Source organism: Pedobacter sp. A2324 (assembly GCF_059693705.1).
In genome coordinates this window covers 16,767-40,754 of the sequence record NZ_JCASSK010000001.1, presented here as the reverse complement: position 1 = coordinate 40,754, position 23,988 = coordinate 16,767, and the positions used below count along the sequence as shown (strand labels likewise).

The following is a 23,988-nucleotide window of genomic DNA, read 5'->3' as shown; positions in this document are numbered from 1 at the left end:
ACCTTTTTATTTATTTTCAATTGGATTTATTGGAATTAATTCGAATCTTTAGTCACGCTATCCATACAACCGAACGCTCCAATGCAACATCCCTTTATTCAGAAAATATCTATCTGTTCAGCCTCCGATGTATTCGCTGATCATATACTTCTTTTGATATCCCAAACTCCTGTATTTTACACCAGCATTTGTTGAACCAGGCATCCGTTAGCACTAGCGTCTGCTGATTTGCATTTATTCACATAATCACATACATAAACCAACTCAATCAATCATGCCCGTAAAAATTAATTACCTATCCATCGACCTGAACATTGGTGGACACAACATTCAGCTAGTATCAGACAAAACCAAACCTGTTGCTGACCTGCCTCCGGCGGTACAAAGCAAGGCTGCCCTGTTAAAAAATCAGGATTCTACCACTACTGCGCTTAAAAAAAGTCTTTTGGGAGGCTTGGCTTTTAAAATGGAGGAAGGCAAAGTCATCACGGTAACGATAAAACAGCTTATTGCTTTCATGGACGATAAATTTTCGAACATGAGTAGCACATTTAAATCTTTTTGCACCTCTGCAATGGGGGGGACAACCGGCGAAGCACTGGACGGAATAGAGATCTCAATCTGGAATCTGGAATTCAGTACCAGGATAAGTTTTAGTTTTTGTATGAAACTGGCATTAAAAGATGAGTTTTACAACGCGATAATACCGGCAACCCTGCAGGATATTCGTAAAGTCATCCAGTTAAACAGCATTGGATTTGGACTGGAGTACACCCAGGCAATTGTAATCCCTCCTGACACCAAGGAAAAAACAGCGGAAGAAACAGCCGAAGAAACAGACCCAACTAATCCGGATTCGACGGACGAAGAAACAACATAATTTAGGTTAACCGTGTAAAGTTTTCAAGTTTGAATCTAGAAGCGCGTCTCATTTTCGATCTGCAGCTGGCAGGAGTCAACGTGTCCTTATCCACCGTATTCCATGATCCGGCAATGGCTGGCAATGGGGCCGCTTTTTCCAAACATTTCTTTTCCGGGTCTACTAAAGGACTTAATCTTTCGGTGAGTGATTTGCTTACCGGTCTGATTGGCAAGCTACAGCCAAAGGGGCATGAACATCCAGAAATACCCAACGAAATATTTCCTGAAACAATAATTAAAGACCTTTATGTCAGCTATTCAGGTAGCCGTCATGAATTTTCTGTGGTGGCGCTCGGCCAGGTAGATAAACAATTAGTAGAGTTCTTTTTTCAACACTCCACTGACATTAGTACGCAGTCTACTCGGTATTGTTTTGGATTGAGAACTGACATTAAGGGATTGGAGAATCTACCTATGGTAGGAGAACAGCTCAGCGGTTCCGGGATAAACGGATTAGGCTTTGTGTATGCTTCCAAATCAGGTGAGTTTTATCTTCCACACCTTTCGCCGGAAAAAGATAACGACGTTAATACGGCGAAGGCTACACGAATATCAATAGCTGAACCAGATGGTACCTCTCCCGAATTCTATCAAAAGGGTTTAAATTTTGCAGGCAAACTCAACCTTACGAATTTACCGGATCAGTCGGTAGACCTGAGCCTTCCGGTAGAAAAAAATAAGGAATCTGCAGTCCCTGCTGAAAAACAGGAGCTCAAACTTAAAGATGCTGTACAAGATCCTTTTCACCCGGCAGCGAAATGGTTTCCCTTAAATAAAAAAGTTGGTCCACTTACCCTTTCCAGGATTGGCTTTGCGTATAACCAGGGTGAAATCTCCGTATTATTCAATGCCAGTGTGGCTATGGCCGGGCTTACAATCAATCTTGAAGGTTTGGGTTTAAGCGTAAAACCATCAGAGTTGCTCCGGGGGAACCTGGATTCTCTCAGATTTACGCTTTCCGGCCTGGGACTGAGCTTTAAAAAAGATCCGCTGATGATTAGCGGCATGTTGCTGAGGGTAAAAGAGAAAGCAAATGAAAATATTTCTTTTTATGGAATGGCCCAGATATCGACTTCGAATCTCAGTATTACCGGTATCGGAGGCTATTCACAACTTAAAAGCAATCAAACCTCCTTCTTTATCTACGCGATGTACAACGGTCCTATTGGAGGACCCGCGTTCTTCTTTGTAACAGGTATAGCGGCAGGATTCGGATATAACCGATCGATAAAACTTCCAGAATTAAAGGATGTTGCAGACTTTCCGCTGGTAGCGCTGGCTATGAATCCTTCAGACGGATCAGATATCAATACGCAGTTCAGCGCTGTGGCAGGTTCGCTGGAAAAATGGTTACCCGCAGCCCCAGGCGACTACTGGCTGGCATTGGGCATCAAATTTTCTTCCTTTAAGATTATTGAATCCTTTGTTTTGCTCACGGTTGCTTTTGGTACAAAACTGGAATTTGCCATCATGGGTCTTTCAGTGCTCAAGTGGCCACAGCAGCAGCGTAGCGGCACAAACATTCCTGCAATTGCTTATGTAGAGCTTGCCATCCTGGCTAGATTTGGTCCTGAAAGCGATGTAATTGCTGTGCAGGCTATGATCACGCCGAACTCATTTATATTTGACAAAAACTGCCATTTATCCGGTGGTTTTGCCTTTTACACCTGGATATCAGGCAACCATGAAGGGGATTTCGTGGTTTCATTGGGTGGCTATCATCCTGAATTTAAAGTACCCAGCCATTACCCTAAGGTTGACCGCCTGGCCCTAAACTGGAAATTAAGTGACAAGGTTTCCATTTATGGGGAAATGTATTATGCACTTACACCAAAAGCCATCATGGCCGGCGGCAAATGGGAAGTGGAATACAATCTTTTCTTTTTGAAAGCATCGGTAAGTATATATGCTAATGTATTCATTGAATGGGCTCCGTTTCACTATGAAATAGACGCGGGCATTAGTGTCCGCATTGAGGCCAACATCAAAGTACTTTTCGTCAATGTACACTTTAAACTGGAAATGGGCGCGAAAGTTAGCATATGGGGGCCGCCATTTGCCGGACAGATTCACGTAGACTGGAGTATTTTTTCGTTTACAATACCTTTTGGAGACGCGGGAAACACAAAATCCGTAGCATTGAGCTGGCAGGAATTTGCCACTTCATTTATTCCGCAAAAAAATGGAAACCCGGCACCTATTGATGCCAGAATCACTGCGGGAGTTATCCATAAAATGAAGAATATGGAGGGAAAAGAAATCATGCTGGTGAATCCTTATGATCTGACACTCTCATTGGATTCCTTTTTTCCGCTGAGCTCGATAGAATACTGCGGAAACGCTATAGATGAAGAAGTGCTGACCCAGGTGAGCGGTGCAGATGCCCCTATCCTTTTTTCTCAACGTGAATTGAGCTTTGGAGTGAAGCCTATGGAGAAAATACAGCTGAAATCTGTTTTATCTTTTTGGCTGGAATTAAATGGTGTGAAGGTCTCGCAAAACATCAGACACATTCCTGTTGCAAAAGGCATGGCTTCGGCGCTATGGAAAGGTGCCGGGGTTAAACAATACAATCAAGGCGATAGCATCATCAGAAACATGGTGAGTAAGATCCTGCTTAAAACGGTTGACCCGGCAAGTGCAGCCATCAGCTATCCGATAGTTTATCAAAATATTGGAGAGGATTCAGTGTATAACTTACCTTATTACAACAACGACGATTCAACCTATCAGGAAGATATCGAACTCGTCATCAGCAACCGACTGAAAGAAGGCAATGCAGAAATTGAAAATTTCCTTAAACAGCTTGGATTTACCGGAGGTTTTGATATGTTAAGCTTCGATGAACTGGGAATTGAGGATCCGGCTTTTCGGGCGTCCATTGGTCAGAATATACCCAAAATAAATAAATGATATGTTATTGCATCGAGATAAAATAGCCCTGGGCGAAATTAAACTACAAGAGATAGCTTTACCTCCGCTTAAATCCGGAGATTACCAGTTAAAATCAAGTATTACACTGGAAGAAGTGGAGAATGGAAAGAATGTATTTTATGCTGCGCCTGCAATAGAATTTAAGGTAGCCTCCCCACGTTTTAAACTCGAGTCGGATCTTATTCACAGCCTATATCCGGCGTCTGGAAGTACAGGAGCATATCATAATAGCTTGCCTCATATTGTTTTCAACCGCAAAACCTTGCCCTGGGAAAGAGTTTATGATGTTCGCTCACCCGAAATACCCTGGTTGTCTTTGATCATGCTCACCGAAAAGGAAATCAACGACCAAAAAATTGTATTTAAGGAAATGGCTGTCAAAGACCTTGCTGTCGCCCAGATGCCAGATATGTTGTTACCTGAGCTCGGAGAAATTCAGCCATGGGAAGATCCTGAAGCCAGGGTGAATGTTAGCGAGATGCCACTGGAATTCTTCAGACAACTGGCTCCCGGACCAAAAGACTCCTGCTTGCTGACACACTGCAGGCAAGTAGACACGCTGTCGAAAGAAAATACCGGAAGTAATGAAAAAGGATGGTACTCATCCATCATCTGCAACCGGAGGCCCCAGGCTGGCGAAAACCAAACCATAATCCTTTTTTCAATGGAGGGGCATCAACGTCACTTTGATGGGAAAGGTTCCGGACAAATCAGGCTGGTGGTTTTACAACAGTGGAGTTTTCGCGAACAAGGAAGAACGCTTACTGAAATCGCGCAAAGTTTGTGCAATAATATCTCGCCCTACCGCATCGCTATTCACGAGAAACACCATCCGGAGGAGTATAAAGCTCCCGCAAAAGTGGCAGCAGAAAAAGCCCTCCGGCTGGGCTATATGCCCATGGCGCACCAGTGGCGAAATGGTCAAAAATCCCTAAGTTGGTATCGGGGGCCTTTTGTTCCTGTAGATATTCCACTAGGGGAACCGCATCAGTTTAACAACGCTGATCAGGCGCTGAGGTTCGATGAGCCTTCGGGAATGTTTGATGTTTCTTATTCCGCGGCCTGGCAGCTTGGCCGAGTACTTGCCTTTGCTGATCCGGGCTTCATTAAGGGCCTGGAACAATGGAAAAACAACCGCAAAAATGAAAAACCCTTATCCGTAGCCCGCAAAATATTATCTGAGCAAAAGCAGATCAGGGCTGAGGACCTTAAAGAAATCATGTTGAAAGTAGAAACCGATGAGATTCTTACCGCTTTAATGATTGAGATGTGGGATATAAATACCGATGAACCATGAGCCAGTTTGATTTGTTTTCAGAAACGCGCAGCGTACTTCAGGACAGATCTATTGATCATGATCTTAACACGCCTGAATTGCCCGCCGAAGTAAAATCCTTCCTCGGACGCCTTGGAACCTTGCAAGGTATTCCATCATACTATTTACTGCCCGACGATCGCTACGCAGACGCTGAGAGCATAACCATCGGGATGAATGAGGGGCAAGAGAGCCTCAAAATATTTTCTCTGGACAAAGAATGGATAGCAGCATTAATGGACGGAGCATTAAGTGTAGTCTCAGCAGATGATCAACAGCAACGTTTAATTTTACTGAAAAAGGCTATGAGTGGTCAGTATGTTGCAGAGCTATTTTTTGAGGAAACCAAAAACAGGATTAAAAAACAAATAGAAGGACAATATTCTCCCGAAGATTTTGTTGAAGCGCTCAACAGCCGCATCAAAGAAAAAGGGATAACACTGGATGACAGGGGAATACCTGAACCTGGCCTGGCACAAACAAACTGGCAATACACTGGCTTTTTAATGCGTTCCACACTAATACAGGGCTGGAACAAAGGCCTGGAATTAAAAGTGATGGGTAAAGACCGTAATGATGCAAATACAATACTACCTATCGTTCGAATGGAACAACTGGATTCGGACCTGCTTTTATGCCTATGCGAAGGGAAAATTTCCTGTATAGAAATCACCCAGCCACCAGAGGCAACGCATTTCGAGATCAGCAATAAGAACTTCAGGCAACGGAAAAACAGCCTGCCGGGCGTCCTGGATATATCCCAGATGGCAAATGATCTGGAAACAGGTTCTGCAGTTGGCCTTGCCAGGGGTATGCTTGCCTTGCCAGTAAAAATTACACTTAATATTCAATGGAAAGATTATACTCAAAATTTTCATGACTGACATCAAAACTGAAAATCGGCAGCACCTCTTTGTACCCATGCATTTAGATGCACTGGTGATTAACCACAAGGATTTTAAATGGAAAGATCTTTCAGTAAAATATAGAAATTTAAATAATTACGATGATTTTCAAGGTCTTGGTTCCTTTCTCGAGGCCGATGTTTCTCAGCAGGAAAGGCCGGCAAGGCCTGATGCCTTCGGAATACATCTGCACTGGACGCTACCAGGATATTTCAGGAAGGGAAAATATAATGCTGATCAGGAGCAACTGGAATTTCCACTCGTACCAAACAGATGGCTGATCATCCGAAGTTATGCGGATGGCCAGGGACCAGTGTTGAAGTCGTGGGTATTGGAAAGCGATTACTGGCAGGAAACAAAAATAGGAAATCACAACTGGCTGAAGGAGCAACGCGTAAATGATAGAATCACTAAACTTTTACCGGTAAGCCTTGGAAAAAATTATCTGCTTGGAGACTGGCTAAAAAACACAAAAAGTACTGATGCGGGTTTTCTGACTATGATGGCACCTGGAAATCCTGCATTTGCAGCATCATATATGCATAGTAAAAATGTTTTCGGATTCTTTGATGACATGAAAGATGTTCCTCTGGAAACTTCGCTCACTTACCGCGTTTACGGGTGGTTTTCTCAAAACGAAATGGATCCGCTCCACTTAATAAAAAGCCGGCAGGAGTTTGAGTATTTCCTTGAAAAGGAGTCCTGGAGCCTTGAAGGCCATTTGCCGGAGCCGGATTTTCCAAAACAGTTGATTTGTCACAGCATGCTTAGATCTGTAAAATGGACGGATGTGCAGCAAAGTAGTATTCCTTCAAAAGGCAATGTGAAGATCAGCATAGGCCAATCGCCTACAGACGCCCTCGCCGCTATACTACCATCAAAAATTAATTCTGATCAACTTGGTGTTCCTGCAAATATGCTTGCAGCCTTCCAGTATCAATCTATGGAAAAGCACGGCTTATTTGATAATGGAGCTGGCATGCTGAAAGAAAAGATACAGGAGCGCAGTTTTCGGAATATCGCTTCCGGAACCCAATGGATTTTGCAGGCCGGAAAGAAAAAAGAATCGGCAGATGTAAACGAAGAGGCTTCGAAACACGGGGAACTGATTGACCCTCTCCCATCAGATGTATCAGCATCTTTGAACAAACTCAACGATATTCAGCAAAGGTTTGATCAGTATGGCGCACAACTGGCTCACAACAGCGCAGCCCTGTATGCACTACTTTTAAAAAAACGCTATATTCAAACCGACGCATTTCCTGAAACAGGGAACCCTTCGGTGCTGGTATCCGAAATTGATCAGGAAATCAGCAACCATGAAAAAATAATTGATCAGGTTAAAAGTGGATTAACAGGACTTAAGCGTCAGATTTCTCCCGTGGAGTCGTGGCCTGACGCATACCATGGCGAATTACCGGATGCTTACCGTAAAGTAGGCAGGCTTTTGCTTTCAGTTCCAAACCTTTCAGGTTATGAACTAAAGGAAGTACCCCTTCCAGGTTTTTATGAACCGATGGATCCGGCTCTGGTGATTGACGGCGTAGATCCCGCAGAGCGGTATACTAACGACCTGAATGATGAACCTAAGATATTTTGCAGAACAGAGCGGCATCTGGTACAAAGTATTAACTTTAAGATTTCTGAACAGCGTTATTTAGTAAATACCGGGGATGTAACTTCCGATGGACTCCTGTTTGTGCACCAGGATATTCCTGCGGGCATATCACTGCTATTTGGCGAGTCAATATTTCTTGATGAATCTTATGGCTTACCGGTTAAAGCCAGGCTGCAGGATTTATCAGGCAATATTCCCGATGAGGTGATCAGGGAAATGCTCAAGCAATTGTGGACTGTGGGAAAAGGCGACTACATCCAGCTGGGTGAAGATGGAGACCAAAGGCTACTCCCATCAGGTTATGCGATAAAAAAAAGAATCAAACAACCATGGATCCCCCTGTATCTTGAATGGAGGGTAAAATGGCAATCAATTGAAAAAAGTAACCCCGCTACCCTATACTCCGGCAGAACGCTATTGTCTGCTGATTTGCAGAGCAAGTTATCAGCGCTTAACCTTAAACTGGCTAATGGGAAAAAGAATGCTGTTTTTCAGCAATCCGGAGTAATGTCTCAACGGTTAAGCGGCCTGGGGAACCTTATGCTGATGCGTCAGTCGGCATTACAGCTCCCCCCTTTAAATGACCAACTTGAGTTCGACCGTGAATACCTTCAGCGATATATCGGAAATCAATACGCCTGGATGGAAACACCAGATAGTACTGTGTTTTCACCATTTAGGGATGGATCACTTTCATTAGATCTCGTTCGCGTAATAGATACCTTCGGACAGGTGTTTGAATGTACAAAGGAAATGATCGAAGGCTGTTATGTCTCCAAAGGCCTGCCCGTAACCAAAGGTGAAATACAATTATCCAGGCGTGTTATTCAGCCTTCACGGCTGCGCTTCGAGTGGCTAAGTGCTACAAACCCGGAACAGCGCACCAGCTCAGATCCGGGAACAAGCCCGGTATGGGGATGGCTCATGCTCAACCTGATCGAATCGAATATTACCGTTTTTGATGCGTCTGGAGAAGAGCTTGGTCTGCTGTACAACAAAGATCAGCAAACTGCATTTACCTTTTCCCCAGGTGTGTCGGCAGACATCCGGAACATTAAGCTTAAGTCGTTTATTCAGGGTTTGCTCAACAAGAGGGATAGCTTTTCCGGCCTTTGGTATCAAATCACTGAAATGAAAAAAAGGCTGCGTACATCCACGGCTGGGCAGTCGCTCACAATGGATGTACCTGTTGGTTACCCGCTTGCGCTGGCATCTGCAAGCTATGTGCTCGAAACCCGCGATCCATTGGTAAAAAAGGCAACGTGGAATACCACTCCGGATTCCGAGGCCCCAAAGCCATCTTTCCAGCTCATCATGGGTAGCGGATCGAATGACACAAATGGTTTGCTGGGCTACTTCATACACGATCGAACTCCGGATTCAGGTTTCAGTCAGCTTTATCTTTCACAAGGCCTGACGATCCGTGAACCGGGAGAATATATGAAGGTGAATAATCAAATTCCGCTTCAAATGGGAGAGACTGTCAGCTTATCTTTAATCATGGATCCCCGGGCAGGCTTTGATGCACAATGCGAAATACTACCTGCACTCCGTTGTGAACTTCCTGTCCAGGTCATCAGGAAAACACTCTCCTTATTAAGCCCCCGTTTTCTCATTGCCCCGTTATTGTCACCGGTTTCCGGGTTAAGCATACCGCTTAGAGAAGTTGCAGGGCATGAATGGACATGGTCACAAAAAAAACCTTCCGATCCCACTGAAACGGTACAGGAGAAGCCTCAGTATGACCAGAAGTCAACCTCTGTTCATGCACCTTTAAAAATCAGGGAAGGCTGGCTGAAATTGGTTAGAAAAAATAGTTAAAGGAAATTGAATCTATGCACGAAAATATAAAACATAACCCAGAACTTCTTCTGTCCGCTGACGGGGGTAATACCTGGAAGAAAGGTGTTCAGGTAGTTACCGGATGTCAATATGTTATAAAATACAAAATCATTTTTAATGGTGCCAGTCAGGTGCGGCTTATCATCCCGGTATGTGGGTCAGTTTCCCTGTACCTGACAACCGATCCGGATCAATCACTGATCAACAGTGATGACTGGAACGCGCTTGACGAAGAAATACAAACAGAAGTTGCTGATATCACGATTCAAAAGTTTCCAAAAAGCATTGGCGTATACAACATTAGCTGTAGCGACCCCGAGCTCGCAGAAATAGTATTTCAAATTGGATCAGGTGAAAAACCTGTCTTCCAGCAAACTTCAATAGCGGCATGCTGGTTGCGTGAAGGAAAAAATATAATCGAAGAGTCTAAAGCATGGATTTCTTTAACCAAAAACACCAAAGCACCAATTGTAAACTTTTTCACTGCAGAACGTACAGTTTTGGTGAATAATCAAAAGGCTGCGTTTTCATGGTCCGTTTCGGATGCAAGTTCAGGGGAAATCACCAGCCAAACCAATAAATATTCATTGGAAGGCTTCGCACTTGATAGTGGGCGTTTAAACACAGAACCACTAAAGCAATCCTCTAAATTTATTCTGGAAGTTCAAAACCAGGATCATAAAGCTGTTGTCAATCCCTCTGTTCAAATTAATATCCATGGCAAAAGTGAATTGATGACCGTTAGCAACGCCTTCCAGGAAGCGGATCTCGTTGGCCTATATCCCTTTGGGGATAAACTGTATGCCTTGTGCATTGAATTTGATAACGTGTATTTATATGAAAGTGTTGACGGATTGTTATGGAAACGAAGCGCCTACCACAATCGTGGCATTACCTTCACCAATGGAAAAACAATTGTTCCACAGGAATTCGCCGGCAGTGCTGGCGTAGTGTTCAATGATAAGATTTATCTGATCGGCGGAAGTCGTTTTTATCCGGATCAGGTGAGCAACAATATATTTTTTCTCGACTTTCACGACCTTGGGAATGGCTGGCAACAGGAAGAAATACCAGCTTTTAAACCCAGGATGGGGCATGCCACTGTAGTGCATGGCAATGAAATCTGGATCATCGGGGGATTTATGGATACGGGTACCTGCACTGAAGTATGGAAAAGTACCGACGGACGAAACTGGGTTTCCGGTCCACCGCTTGCTTCCCCCTTGTGTATGGCTTCAGCCATTAGTTTCGAATCCAGGATTGAGCTTTTTGGCGGCTATGGGGATGTGCCTGGAAAACTTGATCAAAGCATCCTGACCGCTCAGGTGTGCGATGGACAGCGCTGGTCAGCATATATTAGTGGGGAGGTTGACAAATCACTCTTCTACAACTGCACTGCTGTTTCTATTGGTGTTGAACGCTTCCTGATCACAACAGTGGCCAATGGCGGCCGTTTATCAAGGGTCAATAGAATCAATGGTATAGACTGGGAACCTTTCGATGGCTGGAGCATGGACAGTTACTGGTTCAACATACAAGCCGTTAGTTTCAAGGGAGTCATCTGGATGTGCGGATTGAGTTATGACGACAAACTCTATACAGCTGATTTACGCTACTTTATCTACGTTCCCCAAAAATCCTAAACCATGAAAAGAAAAAAGATTTTCATTTACCTAAACCTCAGCTTGCTTCTCCTACTGGCACAGCAAATTAGTGGTTTTGCCCAATATATTACCATAATACCGGCGAATACAAAAACCGACAAACTGGATATTAAGATAAACAAAGCTGATACAATAACCTTCTTGCGGGGTTATCCTGGCAATGCCACACTTAAATCCTTCGAGCTCCAGCTGGTACTTTCAAAAGCATCAACGGTTAATCAGATCCTCAGGATTAAATTGAAGGGGAAGCAGATTGGCTATAAAAACATTAGCAGTAAAGCACAGGCTGGCAGCATTTTAAGGATTCCGTTGAATTTTGAGTCCATTTACCAAAGCCCTTTACCCCTTAAACTCGTACTCACCATCGAATCCAGCCAGACGAACGCGAATGCCATCTTATGGGGAGAACAACGTGCAGAGGTAAACAAAATGCCCCGGTTAATTGCAGGCTATACCAATACAAATCCGCTTAGCGCAAACTGGACTCACCTGAAATCCGATCCACAGCAAAGCAATCACCTCCTCATGCGTTTTGAAGGAGCTGATCCCCAATGTATGAAAATCGATCGCTTTTGTGAGATATCAAATATACAAACCTCACCGGTATTGTATAAGGACCGGCTTTTTATTCAGAACTCCATTAATAGCAGTTATCAAATACAGGAAATTGACGCCCTCACCGGCAAGATGAAAGCTTTAACAGGCGATACACTCAGAAAAGCTGTTGCCAGCCCTGCAGTAACAGAAAGTGGCTTACTCTATTATCCATCCGCACGGGGCCTGGAAATTATAGATCTCGAACAAAAGAAAAACATCGCAGCTGTTAAACTTGACGATGAAATAAAACTTTCTCCGCTTATTGGCAAAGATGGAAGCCTTTATGTAGTTACCTCGAAAAACCTCATATACGCCTACTCGGCCTACCCCCAGCATCGCTTGCTGTGGCAATTTGCTGCCAATACACCAGGCATGGCACTGGGAAATAACGGCCGGTTATTGTACCTCTTCGACGCTGACAGCTCACGGGTGCTTGCCATTAGCACAGAAGATGGTTCGCAACGTTTCCAATCGGCTAAGATAAAATCCGACTCTCTGGTTAAGGGAATGCGCATCCCGGTAGTCGACACTGAAGACCAGGTGTATATCAGCGTTCCTGGCAAGCAAGCTGATTCTTTGTTTATATATGATAAAAACCTCATGAAAACCCTCCAAATCGGGGTAAAAGGGCTGTCGCAGGTGACCTGTCTTGCCGGCGGTAAAAGTTTTGTGATCCACGACAGCTCATTGTACAGCATCCAAAGTGGTAAAGAAAATCTCATAGCAAATCTTCCAGATGCAGAGGGAGTTTTTTCACTGGTGAGTGATGGCAGCGGAAATGCTTACATGATGAATAATAAAAATACCTTTTACAGCTGGTATCATGACCAACTACACATTGAAAAAGAGCAGAACATGCCCAGGTTAAACTTTGGTTTGGTATTGGCAAGTAATGGGGTACTATACGCGGCATCAGACAATGCTTTATATTCTTTCTATCCAAAAACCTTTGTAAGTGATTATACTTTGAAGGCAGAAGACCGGGATCGCAGCACAGTCACCTTCAGGGCTAACCAGCTCACTGTGCCGGAGAATTATATCCTGAGCAACCAAAAACTGCTCATGAGTTATGGGCCTCTCACATTCGGCTTAAACACCAATATCGACAAGTCTGCTCAAATTTCAGTACAATCATCAGGTACCGTATCCTTTAAACCTGGTTTGATCATCAAATCTGGCGCGAGCTTTTCTGTAAAAACCATTAAAAATCAAACTAACTGATATGACTTCTTTTAAATTCCCATACCCAGAGATATCCTCTATAAATAAATTTACCCAGCAAAACAGTTTCTTACCGTTGCTAAACAAATCCAAACTCATGAAAAATGCAAAACTGACTTATCTTCTAACCTTAGTTTGTATCATCCTGTCTACCGGGGCAGCCCTTGGCCAAAGTGATCCGCTAACCATAACACCCGCGGGGAAGGTAGGCATAGGGACACCAAAGCCAGAGGCGTTATTGCATGTTGCAGGATCGGTGAAAATAGACAGCAATTTAGTTTTGCAAAACGGTACGGTGAAAAGTAAGACAATGCACATTGCTGGTGGTAGCGGATTTAATCCGAATAAGCAGGGGCTTCATCTTACCTGGAATTACTCATCCAATAACGGCGAGAGTAACTTCGTCAATCACAAAGGAGACTGGGCTGGGGGATTTACCTTTGACAACACATCGAGGGATGGATCTGGACTCACCAGGCTAATGACCATAGACCAGAATGGAAATGTTATCGCAGGAGGAAGTTTGAAATCAGATGCAGACTCATACCTTTTCCACAAAGATACCCATGTACTTCGATACGATAGGAATAATGCATACATTTTTCCTTTTGGAACAGGTATGCCCAGCAATATGCTTGTTGTTGGTGGAGGACCAAACGTGAATTTAGGTTTGTTTGTGACCGGCAAATTAACTGTGGGCTCGGGTCCGGTTTTGGCTTCAGACTATCCTGTAGAAATCAATAGCTACAAAATTGCAGAGGAATACGGAAAACCGGCCGACAAATATATCGAGGGGCCGAGAAAAGATGGAATGGGCGACGGCACCAGTAAAAAGCCTATTTCGATAAAAGGTGTAGGCGGTATTGATGTTGGTTTCGGCCTATATATCCATTCAGACGAACGCATAAAAAATTCGATTACGGTAGATAATACACAAGAAGATCTGAAACTTCTCAATCAGCTACCCGTTTCCAGCTTTCAGTATAAAGACAAAAAGATGTATGGAACCGGCCTTACGAAAGGATTCATAGCACAACAAGTCAAACAAATTTATCCGCGGGCGGTTAGCCAGGCGGAGGATTTTGTTCCGAGCATTTATGCTCCAGCCGAGCGCGTTAGTCTTAACGGAGATCAATTAACTGTATTCATGAAAGCACCTCATCACCTGGTTTCTGGGGACGTGGTGAGAATCGTAACGCAGGATCAATTGAGCCACGAAGGCGTGATCGAAACCCATGACGAAAAAAGTTTCAGGTTAAAAGGCTGGACAGGACCAGCAGAGGAAATCTTTGTTTTTGGGAAGAAAGTAAACGACTTTCTGGCGGTAGATTATCAGCAGTTGTTTTCACTGGGTATTTCGGGGATCCAACAACTATCAAAAGAAACCGAACAACTGAGAAAAGAAGTTGAAATACTGAAAAGCCAGAATAAGCAGCTTGCTGATCTTGTTAGAACTGTGCTGACCAATAATGGAAAGCAGCTGACGCGAAACACGAAAAAAACAAAAAAAGATAACAGTATGGCAGTGAAGGGGCAATATGGCCAAAGGACGAGGGTTGGGAAGATTTAAAGAAGAAAACCAGCCCTTTTCCTATCATATCATTTCAACAAAATTGTTTTAGGATAAGGCTCGTGCAGAAGCCAGATGGATCAAAATCAGGGGCAGTTACAGGCTATGAACAGTCTTCGCTACGTGGCAGGCTTTTAATTCATGGTGAATATACTGAATGATAAAACTTACGCTATCATTCAATAAAACTGCCCCTGGTTGCCCATTGAGCAGAAAATCAATTTCTTGTTCGTTTTCATCCAGAATTGTTCCATTATTTTTATGTACATCCACATGAATAACCTTCCCATATCTTAGTTGATCTGCCATAGGCTGCAAATGTAGTTTATTTTTAATACAAAGTTATGAATGACTTGTCACCGGATAAGTAGCGACCCTTATATATACTTCTACCAACTGCCTAATGTCTTTCGCAGACAACGTATAGCTGATCCGTCCATCCCTTCTCAATGCAGCGGCTACTGATCCTGTTACAGCATGGAGCTGAGATGCATAAATGACTAACATTACCTGGTCATCGTATATTCCGCGCAGGTGCTCACTTGAAGAGGGATCATGTGAGCTACTCGTTGATTTTATGGGCTCAACATTGTTTTTCTGGACTGCGGCTGGCTCGACGGCCCCATATCTATACTGTCTAAATAAAGCTTCGCTTGCGCCTTTATCTTATACCCATCCACAGATAGAATTTTCAAAGGAGATTTAACTATATTGACAGCAATATTTTTAGCATTTTCCCTGTCATTTTCTAAGCGATATAAATTAAATAGATAGTATTTAGCCGTTATCTTATATGGCGTAGTGAATTGGACAACGTTGTACATCTCCTCTGCACTGGAGAATTTTTTTAGTTTCTCATAACATTTCCCCTTTAAGAAATATGCATCAGTATTGGATTGAGCGAGAATACATTTGTCCAATATATCTATACTCGCGCAATAATCACCGTTCTCATACAATGTTTTTGCGTAATCAAATAAAAATGATCCGTTCTCACTTAATTGATCATAAATCTTTGCAAGTTCTATACCACGCTCTTTAGAGCCATTAAAAAGCTTTTTAGACATGCTCCAATTCTCTATGGCTTTATTTTTCTGATCGAACTTCCATATTAAGATAAGAGACATCAGACAAAAGAAAATCCCTATTAACCTAAAAACAAACAATCTACCTACTATTTCAAAATAGCATTTACTCGAATTCGATAAAATGGATAGGATTATAATGATAGATGTTAATATTGGCATACTATGGAAAGGGTATGAGAAAAAAGAGAATATTACCACGCTACCAAGACTAACTTTCATAGTCTAAACAAGATAAAATTTAACACAAGGTCTTAACGAATAGATAGAGTAAACCAAATAAAGAAAGGAAACGAGCCCCATAACACCAGACTCAACAAGAATCTGTAATGGTTCATTGAAGGCATTATTTGGAAGATCAACCAATCTTACATAATTCAAATCCAATTGGCCTGAAGTAATGTATTGGCGTTGCCAAATTTGATAAAACATTGGAAATTCCCCGTAACCAACACCAAAAAACATATATTGTTTATAATTTAATAATGTTATTTTCCAAATTATCAATCGCCCATAAATCGAAGGTTGTTTTATAAATAGTAGGTATGCGAATAGCGAAATTGCCAAGCCAATAGATAGAAAAAGGAATATTTTTTTTACGATTTTTTTTTTGATTTGATGTCTCAGATAAAGCGACTGAGAGAAAAAACACAATTATGTAAATGAGAGATAAGAAAGCCGCTCGAGAGTGGGTGAGAGATAGTATAATTGGGAAAATAAATGTCAACCCAATTTGATACCTAATTTTATTTTTGAATCCATATAAAATAAACGGATATACCAAAACTATCAAGCATGCCGTGAGGCCAGAATTCCCGGAAAAACGCTTGAAATACAATGAATTAAGGCTTGGTAAGTAATTTATAATTGAGTAAGCAATCTCCAGTGTAACAAGAAAGCAGATAACCGTCAGAAGATTAAATAACCTCAATAAGTCGTTGTGAAGGCGAATGATTAGATATAAGGTTGTAACTAAGAAAAAGTTGATAGAAATTTCATTAAAAAAAACGAAATATGATTTGAATCTGCTTCAAAGCAGGATGCTCATGAATAATCCAAATGCAATATCTATATGATTAATTTTGATCGACTTTTTTCGGAATAGTATCTCATATACACAGAAAAAAAGTGACGTTAAGCAAATAATTAAAGCAAAATTGTAGTGGTCAAAACTGTAATTTGGAGAATTATAAAGGTACTTATTATGAAAAAATATTGAAACAAATATTAGGACAATTAATATCTCATGTACAACTGACTTTACTCGCTCCAAAGTTTGAAATGAACGAATTTTCATTTTTGTTATCATTTTACCAAACTTCCATAAATATATTAGGTAGTGAATCTATCGAAGGACATTTTGCAAAGAATCCATAAATATGATGATTAGAAAATAAAAGCTCAAATCGAAAGCAATGTTAACATTAATGTCCTTAAGGATTTTTGTTTTGATATTTTCGTATTTTCAATAACATACTTATTGCAATTATTGCTGCGATAATTGTAATTGTTATTGTTGCCACAAATGTCCAAATTGTAGGTGTGTAAGACATGCCCAATAGAAATATTGGAGCATGCTTAATTGAGTGTTTGTATCCTGAAATAGCATGGCCTATTCCAAGCATAATAATCAAAAATGGAAAAAATAGCTTTAGATAAAGCTTGAAAAATATAGTATTGACTTTCATTAAATATCTTAGTTTATTGATTAATAATTATACCCCTGTCAAATCCGCTTGCGACTTTTGTTACTGGCGAATAACCAAGCAGGGTTTTCCTGATGGTATCACCTGTTTTCACGTCTTTCATCAGAAAAAAACCAGATTCATTTGTATGTGCATATTTTTCACTCCGCTGGTTTCGCAGATAAACGTTTTCCAATGGGAGGTTACCGCCGTATACGATTCCTTTTAAGGTCTGGGCGAAAAGGCTTGTGGAGAAAAGGCTTAGCAAAATGACATAAATGATCTTCATGACGCGAAAATACAAAATCTTATAATTTGATATCAATGTAGCTCGATTTTACAACAGGCTGATTTTCCCTGATCATGTTTCAAAAAAACCTTTTTAATTTTGCCAGACTGTTTCTTGTTGGTTTTATTGATGTTTATTTAAGAATTACAATTTCAAAAAGTACCTTCCCGGTGGGTTTAAGGGGATTTTATCAAGAAAAAGCGGGTTTAAATGGGTTTCAAATGGGTTTTCGTTGCATTTACCCAAGCATGACCCAAGGAATGTCCAAGGAAAGTACAAGGAAAACCCAAGCGAGTTAAGTGCAACGGTACTACGAATCTACTGGATAAGTCGAACTGCGGCAAAGCCACGGAAGGGATATTTTGAAATCAATGTTGTGATAAATAATTCAAAAGAAATCTAAAGCCATTTACAGATATTTTTCAGTTTAAATTTAGCAATTTTCTTAAAAGAACATCACACTTACCCTTAACTAAAGTATCTGATACTGTTTTTTTTTAAATACGCTTACTTGCACTGACAAACTGTTGTCACTGGACAATCGCCTGTTGTGGTTATCTTTCCTTTTAAAACTTGCGCAAAGAGGCTTGTAGAGCATAAGCTCAGCAGGATAGCGTAAAAAATTTTCATCGTGGGGTGAAGCTACTAATTTTTTAAACTATTATATTTATCTAACTTCGTTAACTCCATGTCCTGCATCAAGGAAAAAGACAAGCAAGTTGCACCTACAAATACAATGCTCAGATTGGTTTTACCTGGAAAGATTAAACGGTTTATAACTAATAGTTACTTTTGACTAAGAATTTTGCTCTTAAAAAATTAGTTATATTTGAAAAGATAATATTTGGTTTAATCACACATTTTAAAAAATGGAAGCGATCATTAACATTTTTTTGGACTTTGTTGTTAACCCTATTCTGACACAATGGACCCTGAGAAGGGAGAAGTTGAGGAGAAAAGGTTAAGCATTATTACAGCGGCGCATAAATCCTTATTGATGTCCGTTAAATCTTCAGCAATGATATTAAACCGAGATACTGTGGTATGTATGTTGGTTTTATGTTAAAACGACCTGATCACCTTAAAGCGCTGCCTAAGTTGTCCGAAAGCTTTTGCTGAGCTTCGAAACCTGTCTTATTTAATTATCTTTAATATGACTTGCTGCCATATCTAGAATTATCACCCTACATATTCAGGAATTACTCTAACCCATCCTTTATCAAATCGATAAACGACTCTGCTCCTCACAATAAGAATCCGTAATTAAAACTTTATTTGCAAATACTAAAATTATTAGCAAACTTTGGTTTAGTTTTATGGAATCGAACTTCGTTACATATCAACCCGCGCTTGAGCGCCAAATCCAAAGCTGGTTTTGGTTAAACGAGTATATGCAGCCATGGATACTCAGCCTTGATAAGTTGATAGAAGTAAATGACTCTAATATATTGATCGATTTGAGTGGATTTAATGAATCGTATACCGACAGGTATTTTAAAGGAAAGTTACAGGATGTTGCACCTTAACTTGTTGAGCAAATTTTAAAGCCAAACCTCGCCATATTTCTTCGTTACACCGGCCATCGGAATTATACATTTGGCGTGGTAATCCGCGGCCGGGGCATGTTCTATAATAAATTATTAACCGTTAAAAATGTTGACTGGGAATGAGCGCATGGGGAACAACGCCGGGTGTGGAACGCAATTTCCGCGCAAGTCTAGCATTAAGAGCTAAAGAAACCAATACCTGGATCTACGGTAAAACCACAAAGAAATGGTACACACCCGAAGAATTCGGATTTTCCAAAGAACCCATCAAGGTGCATCGCGTACAGGCAATTTAAGCTTCAACAATGAACTGCTTTCCATCGGTGCTTCATCATCGGTGTGTACTATGCCTTTCGGTGGAAATCGGTGAATGGTTGTCATGTCAAAAAGCGTAAGCTACAACATTCCTCTTTTAGTTTCACTGGCGTGTGTGACTGAGACAAACTTATATCCATTCAGAATAATCTATCAGAATCTAAGCGATACAGTAGCCCTGATATTGAAAGGAGTGCCTGGCGTAAAATGAATCTCCTCAACTGGCAAGGGCTCATTCTGCAGCCTGGATTCGGTTGCAAACTGCGTCTCGTTCCATGCCCTGTTGAAAATATTTTCGGTAATAATGCCAAAGGTAAAACGGTTCCAGGTATAGTTCACATTGGCATCGGTAATAAAATAACCCTTTGCAATAATCGAGTTATCCTCGTTAGCCGGGCGTGAGGCCAGATAGCGTGCCTTAATGCTTCCGGAGAAGTTATTAAGGTCTTTCATGCTCAGTCCCCCGGTAAAAGTAAAAGGTGGCGCGAGGGGAATGTAATTTGCCCCTTCCGGCTCATCCAGTGCCCTGCCGTGGTTGTAGGTCATATCGCCGTTTACAAAAAACCAATTGTTTAATTGGTAGCGCAATCCAAAATCAATCCCTTTTCTTGATGTCCTTCCACTGGGTTCGATTACCCCTTCATCACCAACATATACAAATTCCTGTTGTAGATAGAGATACCAAAGGGCTGCGTTTAATATCAAACGTGGTGCCGGTTTCCAGCTTGCCCCAAGATCTGCTCCATAAGCAGCCGGTAGGATCTGTTGAGTGGTCTGTGCAATCACCACGCGTGAATCATTGCTATGAAATCCCTTCCCCATTTTCAAAAAGAACTGAAGGTCTTTACTTTGATTATATAGAAAATTCAGTTTAGGGCTAAGCGTAGCCTTTCCTGTATGGGCAGCAAAATTACTGTTCAAATGATCGGTATACTTAAAGTTGAAATAATCCAGTCGGACGGCAGGATTGATCAGCAGTTTACCCATATCAATCTCTGTATTTAAAAAGGCATAAGCATTGATTTCAGAAACTTCACCAAACTGAATCTGTTCAAGGGTAGTGCTCCGGTTTAGCGTATGGGAAAGCTCAATATCTTTAACCTGGTCTGCCCTTAATCCGGCACCGAACTGGATGCCATAGTCCGCCCCTGATGTACTGTATTTTTTGTTTAAAACCGATTGCAGACCAAATATGTTCCTGCCCTCTTTCTGTTTAATCTGGTCTCCATTCACCGGATCATTAAGAAAAAATGTAAAATTGCTGTAAAGCTCAAAATCATAACGGCTATAAAAGGCACTGGATTTGAGCGAAGTACTTCCGTTGATGAACTTATCATATTGAAGGTTGAGATTGGTACGGCTGGTCTTTCCGCCCTCATTCGCGTCAATAGCCCCGAAGCGGGAAATGAATCCTTCATCTACTGCACGTTGGGGAATCTGACCGAAGGCCAGCCATGAACTATTAAAGTGCATCGCTGAAAGAGAAAGCCTCTCGAGGTTATTGAACGACCGGGTATATTTCCCCATCATGTTGAGCCTTTTAAAATCCTGGCTCGCCTCAAAAGGACCATCAGTCTTAATGTAACTTCCGGCTACGTAGGCAGCCTGTTTGGCATCGTTCACCAGGTTGATCAATCCAAGTCCTTTAAAGGTATTGAACTTCCCGCCCTCAAGGGTTAGGGAGTTGTTATCCAATCTGTCCTTTGTCTGAAAAGCGACGTAGCCTGCCGTAGCCAGGTTACCTTTATCTGCATGATAAGGGCCTTTATCAAAATCAATCTTTTCCACTAGTTCAGGAATCAGGAAATGCATATCTGCATACCCCTGTCCATGCGCATGACTTACCATATTTACCGGCATCCCGTCCACAGAAATGTTGATGTCAGTTCCATGATCCAGGTCGAAACCACGAAGGAAGAGTTGTTCTGCCTTTCCCCCACCGGCATGCTGACCGATAAACAGGCCGGGTACTTTTCTTAAAAGTTCCTGAGAAGAATTTACCGGGGTTGTGGCAATATCTACAGCCGCTACAGAAGATAGATGATTAATCCCTTCGGATACTACCACCTCATTGAGCTGAACATTTGAAGGAGATAAACTGATGTTCATTCCTGTTCCGCTTGCGACTGTTGTTACTGGCGAATAACCAAGCAGGGTTATCCTGATGGTATCACCTGTTTTCACGTCTTTCATCAGAAAAAAACCTGATTCATTTGTATGTGCATGTTTTTTGCTCCGCTGGTTCTGCAGATAAACATCTGCTAAAGGGAGATCGCCTGTTGTGGTTATCTTTCCTTTTAAAACTTGCGCAAAGAGGCTTGTAGAGCATAAGCTCAGCAGGATGGCGTAGAAAATCTTCATCGGGGGGCGAAGCTACTAATTTTTCAAACTATTATATTTATCCAACTTCGTTAACTTCATGTCCTGCATCAAGAGAAAAGACAAGCAAGTTGACACCTATTAGACTGTCTTTAGTATTCAGTGGCAGATTTAATATGATCCCAGCTGTAGCGATTTGTCATATTTCTCCGTTTAACCAGTTACAATACCAATAATCGCTCAATGAAAAAGAACCAGTTAAAATCCCTGTTTACACAATTAACAGCATCACTCAGATCTGGTAAATATTTATTTGGATGTATCATTTTCTTCCATACCTTAATTATCTGCACATCCACAAAAGCTCAGACTGAATTTGGTATAAAAGCAGGTGCTAACTTCTCTAAAATTAATATTAGTAAAAGTGGTTCAGATATGCAGGAATATCACTTCAGCCCAGGTTTTCAGGTTGGGTTAACTTTTGAAGTGCTTCTGACCAATAAAATCTTTCTGCAGTCCTCATTTTCTTATATCAGAAAGGGATTCAAATCCCCTACTGCGGGATACTTCGGTTACAAAACTAACCTGCGATTAAAAGCCGATTATCTGGAACTTCCGGTACTTTTCCTGTTTAAACCCCAACTGGGAAATGGAAAACTATTGTCGGGTGCCGGGCCCTATTTTGCTTATGGTACCGGAGGTAGCTGGAAGTCAGATGAGGGAGTAGGCGTTGGAGATATTAACATTGGGAACAAAGGTGATGTGATTTTTCGAAATGATGGTTTTGATGGAGGTGCGATTGAATCCTATACCTATGGCCGTCCCCTTGATTTTGGCTTGTCTGGACTATTAGGCTATGAAATCAATCAACAGATCTCTTTTCAACTGGAGGGAAAGTTCGGGTTGGCAAATTTGCAGCCGCGATATGGCGATTTCACACCGGAACAGAAGATTAGAAATTTATCAATTGCTTTGTCTTTAGGATTTAAATTCTAATTGATGATAGCACTTACGATAATCAAACAGCTCATATTTACAAACTACCCGCCATACGGTAATACTGGCAATTTTTCATTTCGCCAATTAACTGTTGTCCGCTATTCCATCTCTTTATCCGGTTGGACAGCTGTATTTCAGACCGCGGCTTGATTTCCCCTGAAAGATAATAGTATTCCAGCATAAACTGCCGCATGCCTTCATGTACCGCTAACGTTGAACCGTTAAGAAGCAAATCAGGGTTTGTTTTGACAAGTGCTGAAAATGCATCGGCTAAGGAAGCAGCATAATAAGGACAATCCCAATCATGCCTGAACGGATCATCACCTTTTATGTTCACTTTTTGAAGGGGGTGAGAAACATCTTCAATCAGTTCGATGGCTGCATTGCCAAAAACACTGGAATAAGTATTTACGAAGTGATGCCACCAACGGGGATGCTGGGGAAGTTGTTTTAATAAGGTATCACATATCAAAATACGCCTGGGAAATTCAGGTGTTTGGGGATCGACTATCACCAGTGATGTTCCAAAGTGCCCTTCAGTAATGGAATGACGGGAACAAATCACAAAAAACAACAACTGACCTGGATTTACATCGTCCTGAAGAGCCTGGAACGACCTGATTTCCTGGAGCCGGTCGGCCAGATATCCATCTTTAAACAATACGTGAAGGTTTCCTTCCGATTTCAAGGTGGAGTACTGGCTGTTTTGAGTAAACACATTTGCATTTGCCGGTCGGCTGGTAAAGTGATTACCACTGTTATAGCGTAATTCCTCAGAACCTTCCGGATACGTTTTAATGTCGGCAATATCACCTGCTTCGGTTTGTTTGTTTGGCTGCACCGACCGGAAAGGGATATGTCCCGCTACCTGTTCCATTCGCCGGGCAAGATTATAAATGCGCTGTTCTGAGCGCGAAAATAAAGGATCGCCACTGATGCTATCGAAATGTACCATATGTTCCGGGCGATTGAGGTGAAAGAAGATACTGTCGTCACTTAATAGTTCTCCCATGGGATTTTCCGAACTAATAAAAAAATCACGCAAGGCGTCATTTTCCAGATAAGTCTCATTACGCTGGTCAAACTGAATTAACCCAGGCGTAGATTGCTTAATCATCCAGGCACTAAGAAACGATGAATATCGGATTCAAAAGCCATATTC

The 23,988-nt window shown here is 41.7% G+C and carries 17 protein-coding genes; 11 read left to right on the top strand and 6 right to left on the bottom strand.

Going from position 1 to position 23,988, the window contains the following annotated elements:
- The first annotated feature begins 274 nt into the window (after positions 1 to 274).
- The 8 genes from AC570I_RS00165 to AC570I_RS00130 all read left to right on the top strand — a co-directional run bounded on the left by AC570I_RS00165 (position 275) and on the right by AC570I_RS00130 (position 14,587).
- Positions 275 to 880, top strand: coding sequence for a hypothetical protein (locus tag AC570I_RS00165; protein ID WP_497403220.1), 606 nt, complete (start codon positions 275 to 277; stop codon positions 878 to 880).
- A gap of 29 nt (positions 881 to 909) precedes the next feature.
- The gene (locus tag AC570I_RS00160) at positions 910 to 3,834 is read left to right on the top strand and encodes a DUF6603 domain-containing protein (RefSeq protein WP_497403218.1); all 2,925 of its coding nucleotides are present in this window, start codon (positions 910 to 912) and stop codon (positions 3,832 to 3,834) included.
- 1 nt (position 3,835) lies between these two features.
- Positions 3,836 to 5,152 (top strand): hypothetical protein, encoded by a 1,317-nt coding sequence (locus AC570I_RS00155; protein WP_497403216.1) that lies wholly within the window; start codon positions 3,836 to 3,838, stop codon positions 5,150 to 5,152.
- Complete coding sequence (locus AC570I_RS00150; protein WP_497403214.1) at positions 5,149 to 6,054, top strand: hypothetical protein; 906 nt, start codon at positions 5,149 to 5,151, stop codon at positions 6,052 to 6,054. Before AC570I_RS00155 ends, AC570I_RS00150 begins: the two co-directional genes overlap by 4 nt.
- Positions 6,047 to 9,514 carry a hypothetical protein gene (locus tag AC570I_RS00145; protein ID WP_497403212.1) on the top strand — a complete coding sequence of 1,156 codons (3,468 nt, stop codon included), beginning with the start codon at positions 6,047 to 6,049 and terminating at the stop codon, positions 9,512 to 9,514. Before AC570I_RS00150 ends, AC570I_RS00145 begins: the two co-directional genes overlap by 8 nt.
- Before the next feature lie 14 nt (positions 9,515 to 9,528).
- Positions 9,529 to 11,178: a Kelch repeat-containing protein gene (locus AC570I_RS00140; protein ID WP_497403210.1), complete on the top strand. Its 1,650-nt coding sequence runs from the start codon at positions 9,529 to 9,531 to the stop codon at positions 11,176 to 11,178.
- A 3-nt stretch (positions 11,179 to 11,181) separates the two neighbouring features.
- Positions 11,182 to 13,017 (top strand): PQQ-binding-like beta-propeller repeat protein, encoded by a 1,836-nt coding sequence (locus tag AC570I_RS00135; RefSeq protein ID WP_497403208.1) that lies wholly within the window; start codon positions 11,182 to 11,184, stop codon positions 13,015 to 13,017.
- Between the two features lie 97 nt (positions 13,018 to 13,114).
- Complete coding sequence (locus AC570I_RS00130; protein WP_497403206.1) at positions 13,115 to 14,587, top strand: tail fiber domain-containing protein; 1,473 nt, start codon at positions 13,115 to 13,117, stop codon at positions 14,585 to 14,587.
- Between the two features lie 96 nt (positions 14,588 to 14,683).
- Here the strand turns inward: AC570I_RS00130 and AC570I_RS00125 are convergent, their stop codons facing one another.
- The 4 genes from AC570I_RS00125 to AC570I_RS00110 all read right to left on the bottom strand — a co-directional run bounded on the left by AC570I_RS00125 (position 14,684) and on the right by AC570I_RS00110 (position 17,646).
- Complete coding sequence (locus tag AC570I_RS00125) at positions 14,684 to 14,896, bottom strand: hypothetical protein (RefSeq protein WP_497403201.1); 213 nt, start codon at positions 14,894 to 14,896, stop codon at positions 14,684 to 14,686.
- 266 nt (positions 14,897 to 15,162) lie between these two features.
- On the bottom strand, positions 15,163 to 15,654 hold the full coding sequence (locus AC570I_RS00120) for a tetratricopeptide repeat protein (protein ID WP_497403199.1): 492 nt from the start codon (positions 15,652 to 15,654) through the stop codon (positions 15,163 to 15,165).
- A 243-nt stretch (positions 15,655 to 15,897) separates the two neighbouring features.
- A complete protein-coding gene (locus AC570I_RS00115) occupies positions 15,898 to 16,326 on the bottom strand; it encodes an O-antigen ligase family protein (RefSeq protein WP_497403197.1) in 429 nt (142 codons plus the stop codon).
- Positions 16,327 to 17,373: 1,047 nt separating this feature from the next.
- Positions 17,374 to 17,646 (bottom strand): hypothetical protein, encoded by a 273-nt coding sequence (locus AC570I_RS00110; RefSeq protein ID WP_497403195.1) that lies wholly within the window; start codon positions 17,644 to 17,646, stop codon positions 17,374 to 17,376.
- 1,316 nt (positions 17,647 to 18,962) lie between these two features.
- Here AC570I_RS00110 and AC570I_RS00105 point away from each other — a divergent pair.
- Entirely contained in the window at positions 18,963 to 19,172 is a 210-nt protein-coding gene (locus AC570I_RS00105; RefSeq protein ID WP_497403190.1) for a hypothetical protein, read from the top strand.
- Between the two features lie 140 nt (positions 19,173 to 19,312).
- Positions 19,313 to 19,489 (top strand): hypothetical protein, encoded by a 177-nt coding sequence (locus tag AC570I_RS00100; RefSeq protein WP_497403185.1) that lies wholly within the window; start codon positions 19,313 to 19,315, stop codon positions 19,487 to 19,489.
- A gap of 172 nt (positions 19,490 to 19,661) precedes the next feature.
- Here the strand turns inward: AC570I_RS00100 and AC570I_RS00095 are convergent, their stop codons facing one another.
- Positions 19,662 to 21,869, bottom strand: coding sequence for a TonB-dependent receptor (locus AC570I_RS00095; RefSeq protein ID WP_497403179.1), 2,208 nt, complete (start codon positions 21,867 to 21,869; stop codon positions 19,662 to 19,664).
- A gap of 201 nt (positions 21,870 to 22,070) precedes the next feature.
- Between AC570I_RS00095 and AC570I_RS00090 the strand changes: the two genes are divergently transcribed.
- Complete coding sequence (locus tag AC570I_RS00090) at positions 22,071 to 22,823, top strand: porin family protein (protein WP_497403177.1); 753 nt, start codon at positions 22,071 to 22,073, stop codon at positions 22,821 to 22,823.
- A gap of 37 nt (positions 22,824 to 22,860) precedes the next feature.
- On the opposite strand, the gene AC570I_RS00085 is transcribed toward AC570I_RS00090, so the two are convergent.
- On the bottom strand, positions 22,861 to 23,943 hold the full coding sequence (locus tag AC570I_RS00085; protein WP_497403175.1) for a hypothetical protein: 1,083 nt from the start codon (positions 23,941 to 23,943) through the stop codon (positions 22,861 to 22,863).
- Between the last annotated feature and the right edge of the window lie 45 nt (positions 23,944 to 23,988).

Excerpts from the sequence above, each read along its gene's own strand:
- AC570I_RS00155 (WP_497403216.1), top strand. The coding sequence starts at position 3,836 with ATGTTATTGCATCGAGATAAAATAGCCCTGGGCGAAATTAAACTACAA.
- AC570I_RS00120 (WP_497403199.1), bottom strand. The coding sequence starts at position 15,654 with ATGTCTAAAAAGCTTTTTAATGGCTCTAAAGAGCGTGGTATAGAACTT.
- AC570I_RS00125 (WP_497403201.1), bottom strand. The coding sequence starts at position 14,896 with ATGGCAGATCAACTAAGATATGGGAAGGTTATTCATGTGGATGTACAT.
- AC570I_RS00100 (WP_497403185.1), top strand. The coding sequence starts at position 19,313 with ATGAGCGCATGGGGAACAACGCCGGGTGTGGAACGCAATTTCCGCGCA.
- AC570I_RS00140 (WP_497403210.1), top strand. The coding sequence starts at position 9,529 with ATGCACGAAAATATAAAACATAACCCAGAACTTCTTCTGTCCGCTGAC.
- AC570I_RS00110 (WP_497403195.1), bottom strand. The coding sequence starts at position 17,646 with ATGAAGATCATTTATGTCATTTTGCTAAGCCTTTTCTCCACAAGCCTT.
- AC570I_RS00145 (WP_497403212.1), top strand. The coding sequence starts at position 6,047 with ATGACTGACATCAAAACTGAAAATCGGCAGCACCTCTTTGTACCCATG.
- AC570I_RS00165 (WP_497403220.1), top strand. The coding sequence starts at position 275 with ATGCCCGTAAAAATTAATTACCTATCCATCGACCTGAACATTGGTGGA.
- AC570I_RS00135 (WP_497403208.1), top strand. The coding sequence starts at position 11,182 with ATGAAAAGAAAAAAGATTTTCATTTACCTAAACCTCAGCTTGCTTCTC.
- AC570I_RS00105 (WP_497403190.1), top strand. The coding sequence starts at position 18,963 with ATGGAATCGAACTTCGTTACATATCAACCCGCGCTTGAGCGCCAAATC.
- AC570I_RS00090 (WP_497403177.1), top strand. The coding sequence starts at position 22,071 with ATGAAAAAGAACCAGTTAAAATCCCTGTTTACACAATTAACAGCATCA.
- AC570I_RS00085 (WP_497403175.1), bottom strand. The coding sequence starts at position 23,943 with ATGATTAAGCAATCTACGCCTGGGTTAATTCAGTTTGACCAGCGTAAT.
- AC570I_RS00095 (WP_497403179.1), bottom strand. The coding sequence starts at position 21,869 with ATGAAGATTTTCTACGCCATCCTGCTGAGCTTATGCTCTACAAGCCTC.
- AC570I_RS00130 (WP_497403206.1), top strand. The coding sequence starts at position 13,115 with ATGAAAAATGCAAAACTGACTTATCTTCTAACCTTAGTTTGTATCATC.
- AC570I_RS00150 (WP_497403214.1), top strand. The coding sequence starts at position 5,149 with ATGAGCCAGTTTGATTTGTTTTCAGAAACGCGCAGCGTACTTCAGGAC.